The following is an 18,832-nucleotide window of genomic DNA, read 5'->3' as shown; positions in this document are numbered from 1 at the left end:
ACAATCCTGGAAACGATTGTCAACAAACGGTTCCACATCACGGCCGGACGGGACGGAACGGACCGCCGCGCGCGCGAGGGCACGGGACTGAACCTCTCCAGGGACCCCAACCGATTTGATTGAGGGGGAGGCCCCGCCGGTAACCTGAGGCATTCGCTCTGAAGCATCTCGCTTCGTCGCCCGTCGTCGTAATGAAGAGAGCACCGTGGCCGCCGACAAGATCGACACCATCGTCAGCCTGAGCAAGCGCCGTGGCTTCGTTTTCCCCTGTAGTGAGATCTACGGCGGTCAGAAGGCCGCCTGGGACTACGGACCGCTCGGTGTCGAACTGAAGGAGAACCTCAAGCGCCAGTGGTGGCGCTACATGGTGACGTCGCGCGAGGACGTCGTCGGTATCGACTCCTCGGTGATCCTGGCCCCGGACGTCTGGATCGCCTCCGGCCATGTCGCCACCTTCACCGACCCGCTCACCGAGTGCACCTCCTGCCACAAGCGGTTCCGCGCGGACCACCTGGAGGAGGCGTACCAGGAGAAGAAGGGGCGCGCCCCCGAGAACGGGCTCGCGGACATCAACTGCCCCAACTGCGGCACCAAGGGCCAGTTCACCGAGCCCAAGCAGTTCTCCGGGCTGCTCTCCACCCACCTCGGCCCCACCCAGGACTCCGGCTCCGTCGCCTATCTGCGGCCCGAGACCGCGCAGGGCATCTTCACCAACTTCGCCCAGGTGCAGACGGCTTCCCGGCGCAAGCCCCCGTTCGGCATCGCGCAGATGGGCAAGTCCTTTCGCAACGAGATCACGCCGGGCAACTTCATCTTCCGCACCCGCGAGTTCGAGCAGATGGAGATGGAGTTCTTCGTCAAGCCGGGCGAGGACGAGAAGTGGCAGGAGTACTGGATGGAGCAGCGCTGGAACTGGTACACCGGCCTCGGCCTGCGCGAGGAGAACATGCGGTGGTTCGAGCACCCGAAGGAGAAGCTCTCCCACTACTCCAAGCGCACCGCCGACATCGAGTACCGCTTCCAGTTCGGCGGCAACGAGTGGGGTGAGCTGGAGGGCGTCGCCAACCGCACCGACTACGACCTCGGCGCCCACTCCAAGGCATCCGGCCAGGACCTCTCCTACTTCGACCAGGAGGCCCAGGAGCGCTGGACGCCGTACGTCATCGAGCCGGCCGCCGGTGTCGGCCGGGCGATGCTCGCGTTCCTGCTGGACGCCTATGTCGAGGACGAGGCGCCCAACGCCAAGGGCAAGATGGAGAAGCGGACCGTGCTGCGGCTCGACCACCGGCTCGCCCCGGTGAAGGTCGCCGTGCTGCCGCTGTCCCGCAACCCCGAACTGTCGCCGAAGGCGAAGGGGCTGGCGCAGGCGCTGCGCCAGCACTGGAACATCGAGTTCGACGACGCCGGCGCGATCGGGCGGCGCTACCGGCGCCAGGACGAGATCGGTACGCCGTACTGCGTGACCGTCGACTTCGACACGCTGGACGATGACGCGGTGACCGTGCGTGAGCGGGACTCCATGAAGCAGGAGCGGGTGTCTCTCGACCAGATCGAGGGCTACCTGGCTCAGCGCCTCCTGGGCTGCTGACCCTTACGTCTGCTTGCCGGGGGCGGCGCCGGGTTGCTGGCCGGGGTCACCCCGCCGGGACCGGCGTCCAGCCGCTGAGGTCGGCCCCGCTCCCGCCCGGGGGCTACGCCCCCGGCCCCCCGCCCTACGCCCACCCACCACCCGACTCGGTCGGGAGGAGGGTGGGCGTCGCGTTTCTCCGGGCCCTGTCGTCCCGCTGGTCCCCGATACCCGGGGCGGATTGGTCCTGGAGCGGACGCGACCGGCGCCGGACGCTGGGCACATGAGCATCGCGTTTCTGCTGACCACCCTCGTCGTGGTCGCCACCCCCGGTACCGGCGTCGTCTACACTCTCGCGGCCGGGCTGTCGCACGGGCCGCGGGCCGGCGTCGTCGCCGCGTTCGGCTGCACGGTCGGGATCGTGCCGCACATGCTGGCCACCGTCACCGGCGTCGCCGCGCTGCTGCACACCAGCGCCACCGCGTTCCAGGTGCTCAAGTACGCCGGGGTCGCGTATCTGCTCTACATGGCGTGGGCCACCCTCAGGGACCGGGAGGCGATCGGCGTCGAGGGCGGGGCGGCGCCCCTGTCACCGGGGCGGATGATCTGGCGGGGTGTGCTGATCAACATCCTCAACCCCAAGCTGACCATCTTCTTCTTCGCGTTCCTGCCCCAGTTCGTCAGCCCGGGGGAGCCGCGCGCGCTGCCGCTGATGCTGGCGCTGAGCGGGGTCTTCATGCTGGCCACGTTCGTGGTCTTCGCCGGGTACGGGGTGCTCGCCGCGGCCGTACGCAGCCATGTCATCTCCCGGCCCAGGGTGATGACATGGCTGCGGCGGAGTTTCGCGGGGTCGTTCGTGGTGCTGGGGGCGAAGCTGGCGGTCACCTCACAGTGACCGGGACGCGCTGGAGCCGGGGCGGTCAACGTCCCTGGAGCGCCTTGACGTTGTCGCCGAAGGTCCAGTTGCGGGAGCCGTCCCAGTTGAGGGACCAGGTCATCAGGCCCTTCAGGCTGGTGCCGTAGTTCCGCCACGCCTGGGAGACCAGGGACGGGGACATGTAGCCGCCGCCCGCGCCGGACTGGGCGGGGAGACCGGGTACCTGCTTGTCGTACGGGACGCGGATCGTCGTGCCCTGGATGACCAGGCCGCGGTTGAGGCAGTCGGTCTGGGCGATGAAGCCCTGGACGGTTCCGGCGGAGTAGGAGTCGCCGGAGCAGCCGTAGTAACTGCCGTTGTAGTACTGCATGTTGAGCCACCACAGGCGGCCGTTGTCGGCGTACTTCTTGATGATCGGGAGGTAGGCGCCCCAGATGGAGCCGTAGACCACGCTGCCGCCGGTGACATAGGCGGTCTCCGGGGCCATGGTGAGGCCGAAGTTGGACGGCATCTGGGCGAGGATGCCGTCGATGATGCGGATCAGGTTGGCCTGGGAGGCGGACAGGGTGTTGATGTTGCCGCTGCCGATGAGGCCGGTCTCGATGTCGATGTCGATGCCGTCGAAGTTGTAGGTCTTCAGGATCGGCACGATGGTGGCGACGAAGCGGTCGGCGACGGTGGCCGAGCTGAGGTCGATACCGGCGGTGGCGCCGCCGATGGACAGCAGGATCGTCTGCCCGGCCGCCTTCGCCGCGCACATCTCGGCGGGGGTGGCCACCTTGACCCCGGTGTCCATGCCGTTCTCCCAGAGCGCGGTGCCGTCGGAGCGGATCACCGGGAAGGCCGCGTTGATCACGTTGTAGCCGTGCTGGCCGATCCGGGCGTCGGTGATCGGGGTCCAGCCGAAGGGCGGGTGGACGCCGTTGGCGGCGCCGTCCCAGTTCTCCCAGTAGCCCTGGAGCACCTTCCCGGTGGGGCGGGACTTGACCGCGCAGACGTCGGCGGCGGCGGCCGACGGGGCGAGCGCGATCGTGAGCGGGGCGAGACAGACGGTCGCGAGGGCCACGGCCAGCAGGCGCAGTCGGTGCCGGGCCGTGCGGAGCGCGTGGGGCAAGCGGAGTGTGCGGGTCATGCGGACCTCCAGGGTCTTCTGGTGGGGCGACCGAGCCATGGGTGTCGTAGACATGACAGTCGCGCGGTCCAGACCATTTCGTCAATAGGTCTGGACCAATTGATGGGAAGGGTGGCCGAGGGGAGGGGGAGGGGGCGGGCGGGGGCGGGCGGGGGTGAGGGGGGTGGGGGAGGTGGTGAGGGGGGTGGTGGCAGATAAGTGGCTGACAAATGACAGCTGACAGATATTGAAATCTGTCAGCTGTAATGTCATCGTGGAGCCATGACCACCACACCGACACGCACACTCGGCACCACCGGCCCCCAGGTCTCCGCCCTCGGCCTCGGCTGCATGGGCATGTCCGCGCTGTACGGCGAAGCGGACCGGGCGGAGTCCATCGCGACCATCCACGCGGCGCTGGAAGCCGGTCTGACCCTGCTCGACACCGGCGACTTCTACGGCATGGGGCACAACGAACTGCTCATCGGCGAAGCCCTGCGCGCCGCCCCCGCGACCCGCCGGGAGCAGGCGCTGATCAGCGTGAAGTTCGGCGCCCTGCGCGACCCGGACGGCGGCTGGAGCGGCTACGACGGCCGACCCGCCGCCGTGAAGAACTTCGCGGCGTACTCCCTCCAGCGCCTCGGCACCGACCACATCGACATCTACCGGATCGCCCGCCTCGACCCGGACGTCCCCATCGAGGAGACCGTCGGCGCCCTCGCCGAACTGGTGGAGCAGGGCCATGTCCGGCACATCGGGCTGAGCGAGGTCGGCGCCGAGACCCTCCGCCGGGCCGCCGCCACCGCCCCGGTCTCCGACCTCCAGATCGAGTACTCGCTGATCTCCCGTGGCATCGAGGCCGACATCCTCCCCACCGCCCGCGAACTGGGCATCGGCGTCACGGCGTACGGCGTGCTCTCCCGAGGGCTGATCTCCGGGCACTTCAGCGCCGACCGGCAGCTCGCCGCCCATGACTTCCGGGCGATGTCCCCGCGCTTCCAGGGCGAGAACCTCCAGCACAACCTGGCGCTGGTCGAGGCCCTACGGAAGATCGCCGAGCAGAAGGGGGTCAGCGTCGCCCAGATCGCCATCGCCTGGGTGCTCAGCAGAGGCGAGGACGTGGTGCCGCTGGTCGGCGCCCGCAGCCGGGCCCGGCTGACCGAGGCGCTGGGCGCGCTCGATGTGACGCTGGACGAGACCGACCTCGCGGCGATCGAGCGGGCGGTACCCGCCGGAGCGGCGGCCGGCGACCGCTACCCGACGGGACAGATGGCCCACCTCGACAGCGAACGCTGAACCGGCCGCCAGGTACGGTCAAAGACATGCCACCCACCAGCGAGACCCTCACCGCCGAGCGCATCCTTGAGGCGACCGAGGAGGTGCTGCGCCGCCATGGACCGGCCAAGGCCACCGTGGTCGACGTGGCCCGCGCCCTCGGCGTCAGCCACGGCAGTGTGTACCGCCACTTCCGCACCAAGGCGGCGCTGCGCGAGGCGGTGACCAAGCGGTGGCTGGACCGCACGTCGGAGAGCCTTTCGGTGATCGCCGGGCGGGACAGCGATCCGGAGGAGCGGCTGCGGTCCTGGCTGTGGGCGCTGTTCGAGGCCAAGCGGCGCAAGGCGGGCGAGGACCCCGAGCTGTTCGCCACGTACATGGTGCTGGTGGACGAGGCGGTCCAGGCGGTGGACGACCACATCACCGACCTCACGGCCCAGCTGGCGCAGATAGTCGGGGACGGGGTGACGACGGGCGCGTTCCACACGGCCGACGAGCGGCTCACCGCCCGGGTGCTGTTCCAGGCCAGCGGCCGGTTCCATGATCCGTGCTATGCGGCGGAGTGGGTGCGGCCGGGGGTGGAGACGGACCTGGAGGCGATGCTGGGGCTGCTGCTCGCGGGGTTGCGGTCGGAGTACGGCCTCGGGGAACATCGGTACAGCGGTTAACGCTAAGCCGGTGATCATGGCTCGGTCGCTGCAGGCCGGGAACATCGGTACAGCCGTTGGCGCTGAGAACGATCATGGTGCGGTCGGTGCAAGCGAACTGACGCGGCTCTCGTATTCGCGGCGAGCCTTGCGCTGGGCCGGGACCGCCGGGATGCCGAGACCGCCGTCGAGCGGTTGACAGCGGGCGAGGAGCCCGAGGTGCACGGCGGGGACTGCGCTGACGCGCAGGGTGTAGCCCTGGCCGCGCCGTACGGTGACGCTCTGGTCGAGCGCGGCTCGTTCGGCTGGCTCCAGCTCGGCGGCACGGAGGAAGTCGGCGACCTTGCCCGGCATGTCGAGGGTGACCGGCTGCTCCGGGGCGGGGTCGTCCAGATCGGGGGCCGTGTGCTCGGGCAGGAGGTCGGCGACGGCGGTACGGATGGCGCCGCGGCTGACGTGGTGGTTGCGGGCCAGGGCGGCGATGGACTGGCCGCCCAGGTACGCGGCGCGGACGGCGGCGGCCTTCGCTGCCGTGACAACCGGGCGGCGCCCGCCCTTGTTGCCCTTGGCCTCTGCCGCCCGCAGGCCGTCGTACGTCAGCTCACGTTGCAGGTCGCGTTGGAGTTCGCCGGCGGCGGCGAGGGTCTGCACCATGAACTTCACGGTGGACAGCAGCTCGCCGGTGCGCGGGTGGCGGGCGGTGAGGTCCATCGCGGAGAACGCCCCGTCGTGGATGCGCAGGGAGAGGCGGTCTCGGTGGAGGACGTCGAGCACGTCGAGGATGTGCCCGGTGCCGCGTACGAGGCGGAACATCTCGGAGATGTGCACGGTGTCGCCCGGCCGCGCGTACACAAGCAGCTCGCCGAACTTCGGGCGCTCAAGCGGGTGGAGGCGGCTGGAGGTGCCGGGCTCCTCCTCGAAGACGACCGGGTCCTCGATCCCGGCCTCGTCCAGGACGAGGTTCTGACGGTCGGTCGACTGCTGGTCGGTCGACACCCGCTTGTAGACCAGGTTGGCCATGCCGCTCCCCGTTGTGGTGGTCGCATCCGACCCTAGCTGTCAGCAAACCCTGTCATCAGCCGTCATCGGATCTCATTGGATCGGGACCCCGGAAAGTCCGGGTCCATTGGACGGCTGTCGCGCCTGTCTTCATTCGATCGTTTGACGACAGATGGAGTTGCCGAGATGCCCTGTGTGGCCGGTGTCCGCTGAGCATTGTCCGGAAGAAGTCTTCAGACGCCCATTCGCGACACCCTACGCTGCGTAAAAAGATCACTACTCGGGGTACTCGTTCGGTGGGGGCGGGCCGCTGCGTGCTGCCCGCGGCGTGGAGCGGAGCCGCTCCAGGTGTCCTTGTCCTGACGATGAGCCCCTGGTGGAACAAGGGATGGGGTCCAGTAGATGACACAGCCTCACGAGGCGTCGTTGACCGGTGACGAGACGATCGAGACGTCGTTCGGCACGATCCGCCTGGAGCAGAACTACCCGACGGACGAATCGTCCGCGCTGCTTCTGAACGAGCTGGACGCGCAGCGGGCCGCGCAAGCGTACGTGTGGTTCACGCCGCTCATGGGTTCGGCCACCTGGCGTGACCAGGCCGCCGCCACCTTCGGCGCCACCAGCCTGTCCGATTTCGTCGTCTACCAGACGCTGCGGGAGAAGCGGGGCATCCTGACCGCGAACCTCACCACCCCCTACATCGGCAACTTCATGAGCCTGGCCGAGGGCCCGGTCCTGTTCGACTACCCGGCCGGGCCCACCGCCGGAGGCGTTTTGGACTTCTGGCAGCGCCCGGCGACCGACCTGGGGCAGACCGGCCCCGACGGCGGCAACGGCGGCGGCTACGTCGTCATCGGCCCGGATGCCGACGCATCCCCCTACGACGACTCCGGCCGTATCGTGGTCCGCTCCGCGACGGTGAACTGCTGGATTCTCTTCCGGGTCCTGGACCAGGACCCCAAGGTGATGGAGTCGGTCAAGGACGGCTTCCGGATCTGGCGCGAGGGCCAGGAGGCGGCGTCGGCCAACTTCATCGAGAACGTCGACCGCGAGTGGTCGGCCACCCCCGCCCGGGGCCTGCGCTACTGGGAGGACCTCGCCAACGTCCTGGGCCAGGAACCCGTCCGGGAGATCGACAAGGGCATCATGGCCATGATCGCCCCCCTCGGTATCGCCCCCGGGCAGCCCTTCGCACCCGACGACCGGCAGCGACTGATCCTGGAGAACGGGGCCGCGATCGGTGAGCTGATGGCCCGCGCCAACCAGGTCTCCCCTCGCCACGACGCCCCGTACTGGCCGGGCACGAACTGGTTCAAGAGCTTCGACTTCTCCCTGGAGCAGGAGACCGACACCTCGGTCCAGCTCGACGAGCGCGCGACCTGGTTCTATGAGGCTGTCGGCAGCAGCAAGGGCATGGTCGAGCCCACGGTCAACAAGGGTCAGGTCTACATGACCACCAAGCGCGACGCCGACGGCAACCTCATCCGCGCTGACCGTACCTACCGCCTCCACGTTCCCGCCGGCATGCCCGTCAAGCAGTTCTGGTCCCTGACCCTCTACAGCGAGGCCACCCGCCGCGCCTATGACAACGGCGGCACCGCCATCCGCGACATCAGCCTCGACAGCCGCGACGAGGAACTCGTCTTCAACACCGACGACAGCATCGACCTCTACATCGGCCCCACCGCCCCCGAAGGCGCCGAGACCAACTGGATGAAGACCACCGGCGACGACGGCTGGTTCGTCTACTTCCGCCTCTACGGCCCCACCCAGGAATACTTCGACAAGACCTGGGCCCTGCCCGACTTCACCACGACCTGACCTGCGCCGCCCTGGGCAGACGGACACCCCTGTGCGCCCAGGGCGGCTCACTCCCCGCCGCCGTCGTCGTCCTCGTCCAGTTCGGGCGCGTCCGGGTCGCGCAGCGGGCGCAGGGCACCGGCGGCCGGGGTGGAGGCGGTGAAGCTGTAGCGGCCGAGCAGGTTCAGGTTCGCGTGCTTGAGCGGGGAGAGCCGGGCGACGTCCTCGCCCGGGATCTCGTGGCCCTCAGCGCGGAGCGCCTCGACGGCGGCGTCGAGGTACTTCGTGGTCCACAGCACGATGGCGTTGAGGACCAGGCCGAGCGCGCCGAGCTGGTCTTATCCGAACTAGCCCAGCTCGGTGGCGGGTCCGCCTGTGATCTGAAGTTCACCACGGAAAGTAGTCGTGAAGAAGTTGGGTGGACGCGCTCCGTCGGGCGTGTCGATCGCGTTGGCCTTGTCCGCGCGAACCGGGTTCTGGATCACTTTCCGTGGAGTGGTCACGGAGAGTCAAATCTTCGGTGCCATGCGATGCCTGTCGGGATGGGCACGAAGCTGGGGTGAGGTGAGTTCCAGGGCCCGGTTGTCGCGTCCGGCGCTCATGTGGTTGAGCCAGCGTTCGTACCAGCCGAGGAAGCCGGTGGCTGAGGAGACGTTGGGGCCCCAGAACCCGTCGCTGTTGCCGATGAGGACGCGGCCGGTGAGGGGACCGGTCACCGCGATGACACATACGTCGGTGCAGCCCATTTCGATGACGTGGAGGAAGAGGTCGCGTCCGTGACCCCCGGGCTCTGCGTCGTCGAAGCCGCGGGGTGCCCCCGGTTCTCCGCGCGGGTTCATGACCAGCAAGGAACACCGCTCCAGCGGCATGAGGCCGTAGAACGGCGCCGCGCCTGAGCCGCCGATGTGCGTGAGGAACTGCCGATAGGCGTCGGGCAGGACGATGTCGTGCTCGGCCTCGAACGCAGCGACGCGTGCTTCCGCCAGCTTCGGACCGAGGCGGAACTTGTGTTGCTCTTCTCCGAAGGAGTGGCTGCGCAGGGGTTGGAACGGGATCGCTGCCAGCTTGCGACGCAGGCGGGGTATGCGGGGATCCATCGTGCTCTTCTCTCGTCCCCGTCACCCTATGGGTGGCTGTGGTCAGCTGGCCAGAAGAACCCATTCCCTCAGGAGAGCGAAGCCGGCCCGCCCTCGTTGTAGTGCTCAGGGCTACTGCTTCGCATCCTCGTTTCGCTGCTCGGAGTCGATGCGCGCGACGACGCCACGGAAATCGGGCATGCCCAGGTGGACGGTAATGTGCCGGGCCGCGAGGTCGCGCATGGCGGCGAGTTTCTGCTCGGCGGCGGCGAGGCTGGCCTCGATCGCGGCGACCTCGCCAAGCCATACCTGTTCCTTGGCCTCCTGGAGTCGGTCGAGCAGGTTCGCGTGGATCTCCTCCAGGCGGGGCATCTGCGCGGGGTCGGGCCGCAGGACAGGGCAGCGGATGCAGGCGTGTTCATGGACGCAGGGGGTGCCGAAGTCGCGCGCGCAGACGCCGAGGGCGACCTTCCGCAGCTCGAAGTGGGCGAGGAAGTCCTGCCACTCCTGTGCGGTGGGCTCGCGGTACTCCTCCCCGGGTCGCAGCGCCCGACGGCGGGCGATGAAGGACCGGTGGTGGTTGATGACGTCCTCGGGATAGATCGCGGCATAGCCGAGGGTCGTGTCGACCGTCCGGTGGCCGCAGATGCGGGCGGCGATGTGCGGGGGCAGACCGGAGCGGAGGGCATCGGTCACGAAGATTCTCCGGAAGTCGTGGGGCGTGTATCGCAGCTGCTCGTTGCCGGGCCCGGTCAGCCCGCTCGTGGCGAGGGCGTCGTTGAGGCAGGTGTAGATGTAGTTGCGCGGGATGGCCCGGTCCTCCGGGCCGCAGCGGCGCTGAAAGAGGAACGGCATCGGTGCACTCCAGAGCCGTTCCAGACTGTCGTAGGCGGAGACCAGCGGCATGGCCTGCTGCCCGCGCCGAACGCGATGAATGATCGCAGTCAGCACCTCGCCGAGCTCTGGTGAGACCAGCAGCAGCCGCTCCTGGTCGAGCTTGGACGGGGCGACCTGGAGCATGGGTACGATCTCGCCGGTGGTGGGCAGCTGGTAGGCGACGAAGCTGTGGTGAGTGAGTTCGAGTGCTTCCTCGATGCGCATGCCGGTGTGGCGAAGGACCTCGACGATGGCCCAGGCCCAGAAGGCGCGTTCCTCTTCCACGGTCAGGTCCCGGCGCCGGCCGGTGGCGGGGTCGTCGGCGTAGATGCGGGAGGACACCCCGGCACGGCGGAGGAGGTTCTCGCCCGCCGGAGTGGTGAACGGGACTCCGGCCGGGGTCTCCCGCCCGGTGGCGAGACAGGTCTGGGCGTCCTTGAGCTGGCGCTCGACGGCTTTGACCAGGGCCGGGAGTGCGGGCAGCAGGGTGCGGGTTCGCTGGTCCATGGCCGCCTTGCGGCGGGCGCGGTTCTTGCTGTGGTCGGTGTCGCTGTCGCGGACCGGGCAGGGCGCGACCCACGGGCCCCAGCGCGTCGGCTCGTCGGCGGCCCAGCGGGCGAGATCCTGGTAGAACGTGCGGACCCAGCTGAACACGGTGTGTGCGTTGACCCGCGGCCGGATGGGGGTGCCGTGCCGGTCACGAACCATGCGGACGCGCTCTCGCCAGGCGGTGACGGTGTCGGCGTCCAGCCGCAGCGAGTCGATGCCCGGGTGGTGTTTCTCCAGGTCGCGCCAGAAAAGTCCGGCCAGGGTGCGGGCCATGTCCTCCAGCGTGGTGTAGTCGACGTCCACCGCGCGTTCGGTGAGGTAGTCGACCAGGAGGTCGCGTATCGCGGTGCAGGTGATGCCCTGCCGGTCGACCAGGGCTGCCGGTGTCAACTGCCCCGGCAGCATCACCGTCTTCAGCCGCGCCGGGGCATCAGGGCCGAAAACGCCAAGGCCCGCGAGGAGCGCGTAGAAGAGGTGCTTGCCGTGGTAGCCGTTGGTCTGGTGCTCGCCGATGGCGTGCTGCAGTTCGACGCAGTCGCCGATGGTGACGTCGTGGACGGTGCCACCCTTGGAGGCCACGATCCAGGTGATGCGGTTGAGTGCGTTGTTGCAGTCGTTGGCTCCCGCGTGGCCGGTGGCCGTGTACTGGTCCTTGAGCGCCGCGAAACCGCCGGGATCGGTGACGCTGCGGATGTGTGCCAGCAGTTGCGAAGGGCGCTGCCTCAGTAGCCACCGGTAGGCGGGGCGTACGACTTGTCCGCCCAGCAGCGGGATCATCCCGCAGCACAGATCGGCGCGGTCATACTTGCGTGCCCGCTGGTGCTCGGCGAGCCACTGCATCGGCAGCCGCGTCCACTCCCGGCCTGCTTCCTCGGCTCCGCTGGCCATCCAGCGCTCCTGCCAGGTGCGGCCGGGCTGGTCCTCCAGCCAGTCCAGCAGCTTGATCAGACCGCGGTGCCGTGTGCGCAGGTTGGCATCGCTGTCCGCGGTGAACGGCAGCGCGAGTGTGCGCTCCAGTACCTGTTCGCGCGGTTCCTCCGTCTGCCACCAGGTCGCCGGCGCTTCGCGCTTCTCCTGGCCGGGAGGCAAGGGGGCGTGACGGACGGAGGCGGAGGGCCGGGCCGTCACGGTCACGGTGGTCATGCCGGGCCTCCACCAAGGGCGGCCGTGCCGAGCAGCGTCTGGAGAACCTCGGAACGGTAGCCCGGAGCGGGCATCACCGGTTTGACGGGCTCCGCAGCCTGCTGGGCGTGGTGGGCCAGCACGTGCGCGACGACCTCGTCCTCGGCGGGTTCGAGGTACTGCTCCGTGGTGCTGATGTGGAGATGGCCAAGGACCCATTGGACGTCGGTAAGCGAGAGCTTGGGGTCGCGCACCATGCGCTTGGCCGCGCTGTGCCGCAGGTCATGCAGGGTCCAGTTCGCTCCCAGGGTCTCGTTGGCCCGGGTGAACACCATGCGTGCCGCGTCGTAGCTCAACGGCCTGATCGGGCGCCGGAGGGTCCACCACAGCGGCTCCTCCGGCCCGTCGAGGGCCTGCGGGCGGATCTGCTGCTGATAGAGCCGCAGCCATACGAACGCGTCGCTGGAGGCGGGTATCCATTGCAGGGCCCGGGAGCCCTTACGGATGACACCGATCGTCTGGTCACCGGGGCTGACCCGGTCCCGGCTGACGCCGAGTAGTTCCGAGGCGCGCGGGCCGGCCGAGATGTAGAAGGCGACCAGCGCGCGGTCGCGGTGCGAGGGCAGGGCCGCGAACAGTTCGTTGAATGCCTGGTCGGGGATGCCGCGCGGGGTTCGCCGGGGTTCCTTCGGCTGGTAGGGGGCCCGGCGGACAGGGCGCTTGAAGGCGTGCATCGGGTTGTGGTGGGCGTCGAGGTGCTCGTCCTTGGCGCGCTTGGTCTTCGGGAACGGGTTGAGCAGCGGCCGTCCGTGCATGTCGCGGTGGTACTCGTAGAAACTGCGGACGACTGCCCGCGCGTGCCTCCGGGTGCGTGCCGCGTAGTTCTCGCCCGCGTACCGCTTGCCGGTCACCGGATTGACCGACCCGGGCGCCGGGGCGCCCGGCCGCCGGGGCCGCGGCGGCTTCTTGGCCATCTTCAGCCACAGTGCGAAGTCTCGGGCCTCCGCCCGGCCGGCCCGGTCCCACGGAACGTCGACGGCCCACAGGAACCGGAACCAGGCCAGCAGCTCGTACGCATACGAGCGGAGCGAGGCCGGGCTGTCGTCGTCGGCGAGCATGTCGAGCAGGAACTCGCTGACTGCCGCCACCTCGATCCCGTCGCGGTCGAGCAGCCGGTAAGGCAGCGACGGATCGCCGGTCTCCTCGACCCGGCCGACCCTCGCCACCGTGAGCACCGTGACGTCCCGTAACTGCTTGCCCTCTTGCACCTGAGCCTCCACGAGCTGCTGTGGTCTCCAACAGCTCGTGATGACAGCACATCAGGACGGTGGAGTGGCACGGCTTCCGAGGCAAGCTGATCGGCCTGGTCTTTGGTCCCGTCACCGTGCGTCGATCTCCGGGGGCTCGTCGGCTCACACCCCGGTAGTTCGGTCAACAGGTCCTCCATGCCGTCCCGGTACGCCTGGTGGATGGTGCCCCGCTTGCCGTGGCACACGTCGCGGGCGAGCTTGTGGCGGGACTCCTGCACGGTGAGCTGCCGGTTCATCTGCCGGCGGTAGGTGTCGTCCACCGGGTCGACCACGCGCAGCAGGTGCTCGGTCTTCGCGATCCGCCCGTACTCGGCGAACGCCTGCCCCAGCGGAGTCGGTCGGCCGTCGCGGCCGAACATCCGCAGCAGGTCGTAGGCGCGGACCTGGTTGGTGACCAGGGAACCGGCGACCTTCAGCATGTCCGGCCAGTGCGTGATCACCTTGTTCAGGTTCACGCGGTTGCGGGCCAGGTCCTCCACCGCGCCGTAGGTGCCCGTCTCGACGCCGGGCATGGTGGCCCGCCAGAACCGCTGGTCGTCCAGGTCGCGGAACCGCGGGCTGAAGTTGTAGCCGAGGATCTTGAACAGGCCGAACACCATGTCCGAGTACGAGGCGTTGTCGGTCGCCACCATCTCCGGCTTGCGCCCGCCGTCCAGGTTCAGCAGGGCGTCCAGGATGTGCAGGGAGTCGCGCGGGGTGCCAGGCACCACCATCTGCCCGATGCCCGCGACCTGATCGTTGACGGCGTTGAGCCAGGTGATACCCCGCTTGAACCCGAAGTACTTGGGCGAGGGGGCGGCGCTGATGGTCCGCACCGGGACCTGGAAGCGCAGCCCGTCCACGGAGGCCAGCAGCCCCTCACCCCAGAACCGGACGATCGGGATACCGGCCTGGGCGGCGATGAGAGCCGCGTTCGCCGCCGCGATGGTGTCGGCGCGCAGGTAGTACTGGTCGACGTGAACGAGCCGGGCCCGGGTCAGGGCCTCGTGGGCAGGGTTGACCACCGGGGTCAGGCCGATGTTGCACGCCTCGGACACCAGCAGCGCGACCATGGACGTGGGCAGGTCCTTCATCCGGGTCGTGCCGTCGCCGAGGTGCACGAAGGCGTCGAGGAACCCGGTCCAGGCGTTCACCTCGAACAACAGGTCCGGCAGATCGATCTTCGGAAGCATCTTCTCGACCCGTCGGCGCAGCCAGGTCAGGGACTTGGGCTCACCGAGCGCGCCGAGCTTGTCGACGTGCAGCTTCACCCGCCCGTCCTCCTGGACCTCGATGGAGATCTTCGCCGCCGGGCCCGCTTCCTCCAGGCGGGTCGCGAGCTGCTTCCAGGCGGCGTCCAGGCCGCGCACCAGCTCAGCCAGGTGCTCGGTGACGGGCATGTCCAGGCTCAGGGCCGCCAGGACGGCCTCCTCGACCGCGTCCCAGTCCGGGCCGTCCAGGAGGCGGGCGCGCGGGTTGGCCCAGCGGTGCGAGGGCGAGGCGAACACGTCACGGTTGTTCAGGGCTCGGTGCAGCTGCTCCAGCACGCACACCACATACGCGTCCCGGTCCACCGACCCCTGCGGCAGATCCGGGTTGGCATACACCGCCTTGCGCCACATCGGCGGCACGAGCTTGTCGTCGACCTCGCGCGGCAGCAGCGGCTTCACCCCGACCTTCCGCCGCGCCAGCGCCGGAAGACCCCGCACCCCGGCCAGCACCCGCTTCCCGGCGCTCGCCGCGTCCAGGGCCTTCGACTCACCCAACAGCGCGAGAAACGGGCGCACGGTGGCGTAGCGGGTGGCCAGCGCGGCCCGCATCGCGACGTCCGCGGTGTTCTCGTCCTCGGGTACCAGCGTCACCACGGTCGCCGCGGCGGTCGTCACCGCCGCCCGCTGGCCGACTTCCTCCAGCGCCGCCCACAGCGCGGACACGTCCAGGTCCGCGCCGTGCTCCTCCACCAGCTCCAGTTCCTCGACCAGCACCGTCCACGCACGGGCGACCAGCCGGGACGCCTTCTCCAGCTGCGGCAGCGTGGACAGGCGTTCCTTCTCCGTCTTCCGCTTCGCGGCGTTCAGCAGCCGGGTGGCCATGAGGACCTGGAAGAGATCCAGGGCCTCATCGATGGCCTTCGCCTCCAGATGCCGCATCACCGCGGTGAGCATCGCCGTGCGCTTGGGCTCCGCCGCTCGCTCCAACAGCGGCGCCTTCGACCCCAGCGCGTACCGGGCCAGCGCCGCCATCCGGTTCGGCGGGATCTGCGACAGCCTCAGCCGCCCGAGCCGGTATGCGCCGATCTCGTCCACGCGCTCCAGCGCGCGGGCGAAGGCCGTGCCGGTCATCCGCGTCGGCGGCCGGCGCAGCCGCTCCAGTTCCGAGAACCGCGCTCCCTCCGGCGTCTTCAACGTCGCCACCAAGTCGCTCGGCAGCGCCGGGTCGGCGCGGCTGGCCACGCCCGCGACCGTGGCGTGCAGCCGCTTCTCCGCGACCTTCCGGGCCTCCGACACCTGCCGGGCCAGCACGCTCACCCCGGGCAGCAGCACCCGGTGACGGCGCAGCCAGCCCACGGCCTGGTTGAACAGCGCCACCGGCCCCTCGGCGTGCGTCCACGCCCGCCCGTGCAGGAACGTCCTGAACCGCCGGGACCACTCCGCATCCTCGTACTCGCGGTACTCGTAGGCGTCCCGGATCTCCCACGCGTGCTCGTACGGCGTCGGCTTGCGCTCGGTGTATCGCTTCACGCAACTGACGTCCTCGATGCCGAGCTGCACGGCCAGGTGCTCGACCACGACCCACGGCACGTCCAGCGGGTCGTCCGGGAGGAACCGACCGATGTAGCGCACGGTGCACATCTGGAGAGCGAACCCGAGCCGACTGTGGTCTCCGCGCCGCTTCGCGATCAGCTTGCGGTCCTCGTCATCCAGGAAGAAGAACCGCTCCAGCTCCGGCCGGGTCGGCTCCTCGTTGAACTTGCCGTACGACGCTGCCTGCTCATCGGTCAGGAACTCCACTGGCATGGACGCGAAGCTATCGGCGCCCGCGAACGCTCAGGGATCTTCCGCCGAACCTCGCCGCCGGGCCTGCCGCCCGTGGTAGAGGCCATGATCACCGGCTTAGCGTTAACCGCTGTACCAATGCTCCCCGAGGCCGGAGTAGGGGAGCGGGGAGGGGAGGGAGGGGCCCCGGAACAGGGGAAGGGGGAGGTGATCGTCCGCTTGACCTCAACCGTTCTTGAGGTCCTACGTTGCCGAACGGGGCCGGACAGCCAGGGACGGCCGGGAGCGGGGCGGGAGCGGTGAGCGCGGATGCGGGCGATTCAGGTACGGGAGTTCGGCGGACCGGAGGTGCTGGTCGCGCGGGAGGTCGCCGACCCGGTGGCGGGACCCGGCCAACTGGTCGTGGCCATCGCCGCGGCCGATGTGATCTTCCTGGACACCCTGCTGCGTTCCGGCTGGGGCCAGGAGTACTTCCCGCTGGAGCTGCCGTACGTCCCGGGAGGCGGCGGCGCCGGGCTGGTGCTGTCGGTGGGTGAGGGGGTGGACCCCGGCTGGATCGGGCGGCGGGTACTGGTCCGGGGCAGCGGCGGCTATGCCGAGCGGATGGCCGCCGAGGCGGCGGAGGCAGTACCGCTGCCGGAGGAACTGGGGTTCGCCGAGGCGGCGGCGCTGCTGCATGACGCGGTGACCGCGCAGATGCTGATCGGTGAGGGGCGGATCGAGAAGGGGGCGTGGGTGCTGGTCGCGGCGGCGGCCGGGGGCGCCGGGTCGCTGGTGGTGCAGTTGGCGGAAGCCGCCGGTGCGCGGGTGATCGCGGCGGCGCGGGGCGGGCGCAAACGCGCGCTGGCTACGGAGCTGGGCGCCACGCTCACGGTGGACTACAGCGAGCCGGACTGGCCGGACAGGGTGCGGGCGGCGACGGGCGGCACCGGGGTGGCGGTGGCTTTCGACGGGGCCGGTGGCCGACTGGGCCGGGAGGCGTTCCGGACGGTGGCGAGGGGCGGTCGCTTCCTCACCTACGGCACGGCGGAGGGCTTCGCGGACATCGACCCGGAGGCGGCGCGGCGCCAGGGGGTGACGGTGATCAACGCGCTGGAGTTCGGCTCCCCGGGTGAGGTGGCGGTGAGCGGGATGCTGACGCGGGCGTTCGCCCTGACGGTCCGGGGCGGGCTGCGGCCGGTGATCGGGGCGAGGTATCCGCTGGAGCGGGCGGCGGAGGCGCATCGGGCGCTCGCCGAGCGGACGGTGGTGGGCAAGTCCGTGCTGGTGACCGGGGTGGACGGTCAGCCGGCGCCCGGTGTCGAACCGCCGGGGTCGACGGTCGCCTGATGGGCCTCGGCCAGATGTTCCTCGGCCTTCAGCCAGGGCAGGAACTGGGCGCGGCGGCGCCAGCCGCAGGTGTCGCAGCTGATGGTGCGCTGGGCGCCGGTGCGGGCGACGCGGACCACGTGTTCCCGGCCGTGCTGGTCCCATCGGCTGACCTTGCTCGTGTCGATCTGCGGCATGACTCCTCCGGCGGCCGTGATGGATCAGTGGTGGTGAGGATGGTGGTGGTGACGATGGTGGTGAGTGTGCGGTAGGTGCAACATCAACGGGGCTTCCTTCACGGGAACTTCGGGCGACGGTAGGTGAGGACGCCGGGGAGAGTCTCCGGAGCGGACGCGGGGCGGGTCAAACCGGGTGCGGTGGGGTGGTGCGGCTTGGCAGGATCGCGGTATGCCGATTGTCGAAGTGTCGTCCGGAGTGTCCCTCGCCCATGAGTGCTTCGGTGATCCGGGAGATCCAGCGGTGCTGCTGGTGTCGGGGTTCGCTTCGCAGCTGCTCTCCTGGCACGAGGACCTCTGCCGGGCGCTGGCGGACCGGGGACGGTATGTGATCCGGTTCGACAACCGGGACACGGGGCTGTCGACCAAGTTCGACGACCATCCTGTGGACCGGGACCGGTTCATCGCCGCCGTCCGGGCGGGGGACCTTCCGGCCGCCGAGGCGATGGTGCCGTACCGGTTGGGCGATATGGCCGAGGACGGGTTCGGGCTGCTCACGGCGCTGGGGATCGAGCGGGCGCATGTGGTCGGGGCGTCGATGGGCGGGATGATCGCCCAGACGATGGCCCTCACCCGTGCGGAGCGGGTCCTCACCCTGAAGTCGATGATGTCGACCACCGGCGAGCGGGGGTACGGCGAGTCGACGCCCGAGGCGCAGGCGGTGCTGTTCGCGCCGAAACCGGTCGACCGCGCGGGGTTTGTGGCGGCGGCGGAGCGCGAGCTGGTGTGGGCGTCGCGGCGCTACGGGGACGCGGCGGTGCTGCGGGAGCTGGCGGGCCGCAGCTATGACCGCGCGTACTACCCGGCCGGGGGCGGACGGCAGTTGGGGGCGATGATCCTCAGCGGGTCCCGGGCGGACGGGCTGCGCGCGCTGAAGGTGCCGACCCTGGTGATCCATGGGCTGGACGACACTCTGATCGACCCCAGCGGTGGACGGCGTACGGCGGAGCTGGTGCCGGGCGCGGAGCTGCTGCTGCTCCCGGACATGGGGCACGACCGGCCGCGTGAGCTGTGGCCGGAGATCGTCGGGGCGGTGGTGGCGCACACGGGGTGAGGGGGCCGAGGGTGAGGCTCGTTGGGTCGGGGTCCGGTGGGCCGGACGTG

General features: G+C 69.8%; 13 protein-coding genes and 2 pseudogenes. 7 read left to right on the top strand and 8 right to left on the bottom strand.

From position 1 onward, the window contains the following. Nucleotides 1-205 precede the first annotated feature (205 nt). Entirely contained in the window at nucleotides 206-1,588 is a 1,383-nt protein-coding gene (locus AB0D49_RS22145) for a glycine--tRNA ligase (RefSeq protein ID WP_362759876.1), read from the top strand. A 262-nt stretch (nucleotides 1,589-1,850) separates the two neighbouring features. Next, nucleotides 1,851-2,462, top strand: coding sequence for a LysE family translocator (locus AB0D49_RS22140; protein WP_362759873.1), 612 nt, complete (start codon nucleotides 1,851-1,853; stop codon nucleotides 2,460-2,462). Between the two features lie 25 nt (nucleotides 2,463-2,487). Here AB0D49_RS22140 and AB0D49_RS22135 read toward each other — a convergent pair whose 3' ends face one another. Then, entirely contained in the window at nucleotides 2,488-3,576 is a 1,089-nt protein-coding gene (locus AB0D49_RS22135) for a chitinase (protein WP_362759870.1), read from the bottom strand. 261 nt (nucleotides 3,577-3,837) lie between these two features. On the opposite strand from AB0D49_RS22135, the gene AB0D49_RS22130 reads away from it, so the two are divergent. Both AB0D49_RS22130 and AB0D49_RS22125 read left to right on the top strand, forming a co-directional pair. After that, complete coding sequence (locus AB0D49_RS22130) at nucleotides 3,838-4,851, top strand: aldo/keto reductase (protein ID WP_362759867.1); 1,014 nt, start codon at nucleotides 3,838-3,840, stop codon at nucleotides 4,849-4,851. A gap of 26 nt (nucleotides 4,852-4,877) precedes the next feature. Further along, on the top strand, nucleotides 4,878-5,498 hold the full coding sequence (locus AB0D49_RS22125; RefSeq protein WP_362759864.1) for a TetR family transcriptional regulator: 621 nt from the start codon (nucleotides 4,878-4,880) through the stop codon (nucleotides 5,496-5,498). 72 nt (nucleotides 5,499-5,570) lie between these two features. On the opposite strand, the gene AB0D49_RS22120 is transcribed toward AB0D49_RS22125, so the two are convergent. Continuing rightward, nucleotides 5,571-6,497 (bottom strand): recombinase family protein, encoded by a 927-nt coding sequence (locus AB0D49_RS22120; RefSeq protein ID WP_362759862.1) that lies wholly within the window; start codon nucleotides 6,495-6,497, stop codon nucleotides 5,571-5,573. Between the two features lie 381 nt (nucleotides 6,498-6,878). On the opposite strand from AB0D49_RS22120, the gene AB0D49_RS22115 reads away from it, so the two are divergent. Then, nucleotides 6,879-8,297, top strand: coding sequence for a DUF1214 domain-containing protein (locus AB0D49_RS22115; RefSeq protein ID WP_362759859.1), 1,419 nt, complete (start codon nucleotides 6,879-6,881; stop codon nucleotides 8,295-8,297). Between the two features lie 47 nt (nucleotides 8,298-8,344). On the opposite strand, the pseudogene AB0D49_RS22110 reads toward AB0D49_RS22115, so the two are convergent. From AB0D49_RS22110 to AB0D49_RS22090, 5 genes and pseudogenes are all read right to left on the bottom strand, one after another. Continuing rightward, nucleotides 8,345-8,599, bottom strand: a pseudogene (locus tag AB0D49_RS22110) (Tn3 family transposase); the annotation flags it as partial. A gap of 186 nt (nucleotides 8,600-8,785) precedes the next feature. Next, nucleotides 8,786-9,373 carry an SMI1/KNR4 family protein gene (locus AB0D49_RS22105; RefSeq protein WP_362759856.1) on the bottom strand — a complete coding sequence of 196 codons (588 nt, stop codon included), beginning with the start codon at nucleotides 9,371-9,373 and terminating at the stop codon, nucleotides 8,786-8,788. Between the two features lie 111 nt (nucleotides 9,374-9,484). Beyond that, complete coding sequence (locus AB0D49_RS22100) at nucleotides 9,485-11,920, bottom strand: site-specific integrase (RefSeq protein ID WP_362759853.1); 2,436 nt, start codon at nucleotides 11,918-11,920, stop codon at nucleotides 9,485-9,487. Further along, nucleotides 11,917-13,047: a site-specific integrase gene (locus AB0D49_RS22095; RefSeq protein ID WP_362759850.1), complete on the bottom strand. Its 1,131-nt coding sequence runs from the start codon at nucleotides 13,045-13,047 to the stop codon at nucleotides 11,917-11,919. Before AB0D49_RS22095 ends, AB0D49_RS22100 begins: the two co-directional genes overlap by 4 nt. Before the next feature lie 290 nt (nucleotides 13,048-13,337). Continuing rightward, nucleotides 13,338-16,205 (bottom strand): annotated as a pseudogene (locus AB0D49_RS22090) (Tn3 family transposase); the annotation flags it as partial. Nucleotides 16,206-16,493: 288 nt separating this feature from the next. Here AB0D49_RS22090 and AB0D49_RS22085 point away from each other — a divergent pair. Continuing rightward, on the top strand, nucleotides 16,494-17,513 hold the full coding sequence (locus AB0D49_RS22085) for a zinc-binding dehydrogenase (protein ID WP_362759847.1): 1,020 nt from the start codon (nucleotides 16,494-16,496) through the stop codon (nucleotides 17,511-17,513). Here the strand turns inward: AB0D49_RS22085 and AB0D49_RS22080 are convergent. Further along, nucleotides 17,468-17,689: a hypothetical protein gene (locus tag AB0D49_RS22080; RefSeq protein WP_362759844.1), complete on the bottom strand. Its 222-nt coding sequence runs from the start codon at nucleotides 17,687-17,689 to the stop codon at nucleotides 17,468-17,470. The two genes, AB0D49_RS22085 and AB0D49_RS22080, sit on opposite strands and share 46 nt — an antisense overlap. Before the next feature lie 211 nt (nucleotides 17,690-17,900). Here AB0D49_RS22080 and AB0D49_RS22075 point away from each other — a divergent pair, with 211 nt between their 5' ends. Then, nucleotides 17,901-18,782: an alpha/beta fold hydrolase gene (locus AB0D49_RS22075; protein WP_362759841.1), complete on the top strand. Its 882-nt coding sequence runs from the start codon at nucleotides 17,901-17,903 to the stop codon at nucleotides 18,780-18,782. Nucleotides 18,783-18,832 lie beyond the last annotated feature (50 nt).

Origin of the sequence: Streptomyces sp. NPDC048290 (genome assembly GCF_040652095.1) — a bacterium.
Classification (GTDB): Bacteria; Actinomycetota; Actinomycetes; order Streptomycetales; family Streptomycetaceae; genus Streptomyces.
The sequence above is the reverse complement of the archived record's forward strand: the minus strand, read 5'-3'. Positions and strand labels throughout refer to the sequence as shown.

What these genes read in the sequence shown, in the direction of transcription:
- AB0D49_RS22140 (WP_362759873.1), top strand. Translation starts at nt 1,851, where the DNA reads ATGAGCATCGCGTTTCTGCTGACCACCCTCGTCGTGGTCGCCACCCCC.
- AB0D49_RS22135 (WP_362759870.1), bottom strand. Translation starts at nt 3,576, where the DNA reads ATGACCCGCACACTCCGCTTGCCCCACGCGCTCCGCACGGCCCGGCAC.
- AB0D49_RS22130 (WP_362759867.1), top strand. Translation starts at nt 3,838, where the DNA reads ATGACCACCACACCGACACGCACACTCGGCACCACCGGCCCCCAGGTC.
- AB0D49_RS22125 (WP_362759864.1), top strand. Translation starts at nt 4,878, where the DNA reads ATGCCACCCACCAGCGAGACCCTCACCGCCGAGCGCATCCTTGAGGCG.
- AB0D49_RS22120 (WP_362759862.1), bottom strand. Translation starts at nt 6,497, where the DNA reads ATGGCCAACCTGGTCTACAAGCGGGTGTCGACCGACCAGCAGTCGACC.
- AB0D49_RS22115 (WP_362759859.1), top strand. Translation starts at nt 6,879, where the DNA reads ATGACACAGCCTCACGAGGCGTCGTTGACCGGTGACGAGACGATCGAG.
- AB0D49_RS22105 (WP_362759856.1), bottom strand. Translation starts at nt 9,373, where the DNA reads ATGGATCCCCGCATACCCCGCCTGCGTCGCAAGCTGGCAGCGATCCCG.
- AB0D49_RS22100 (WP_362759853.1), bottom strand. Translation starts at nt 11,920, where the DNA reads ATGACCACCGTGACCGTGACGGCCCGGCCCTCCGCCTCCGTCCGTCAC.
- AB0D49_RS22085 (WP_362759847.1), top strand. Translation starts at nt 16,494, where the DNA reads ATGCGGGCGATTCAGGTACGGGAGTTCGGCGGACCGGAGGTGCTGGTC.
- AB0D49_RS22080 (WP_362759844.1), bottom strand. Translation starts at nt 17,689, where the DNA reads ATGCCGCAGATCGACACGAGCAAGGTCAGCCGATGGGACCAGCACGGC.
- AB0D49_RS22075 (WP_362759841.1), top strand. Translation starts at nt 17,901, where the DNA reads ATGCCGATTGTCGAAGTGTCGTCCGGAGTGTCCCTCGCCCATGAGTGC.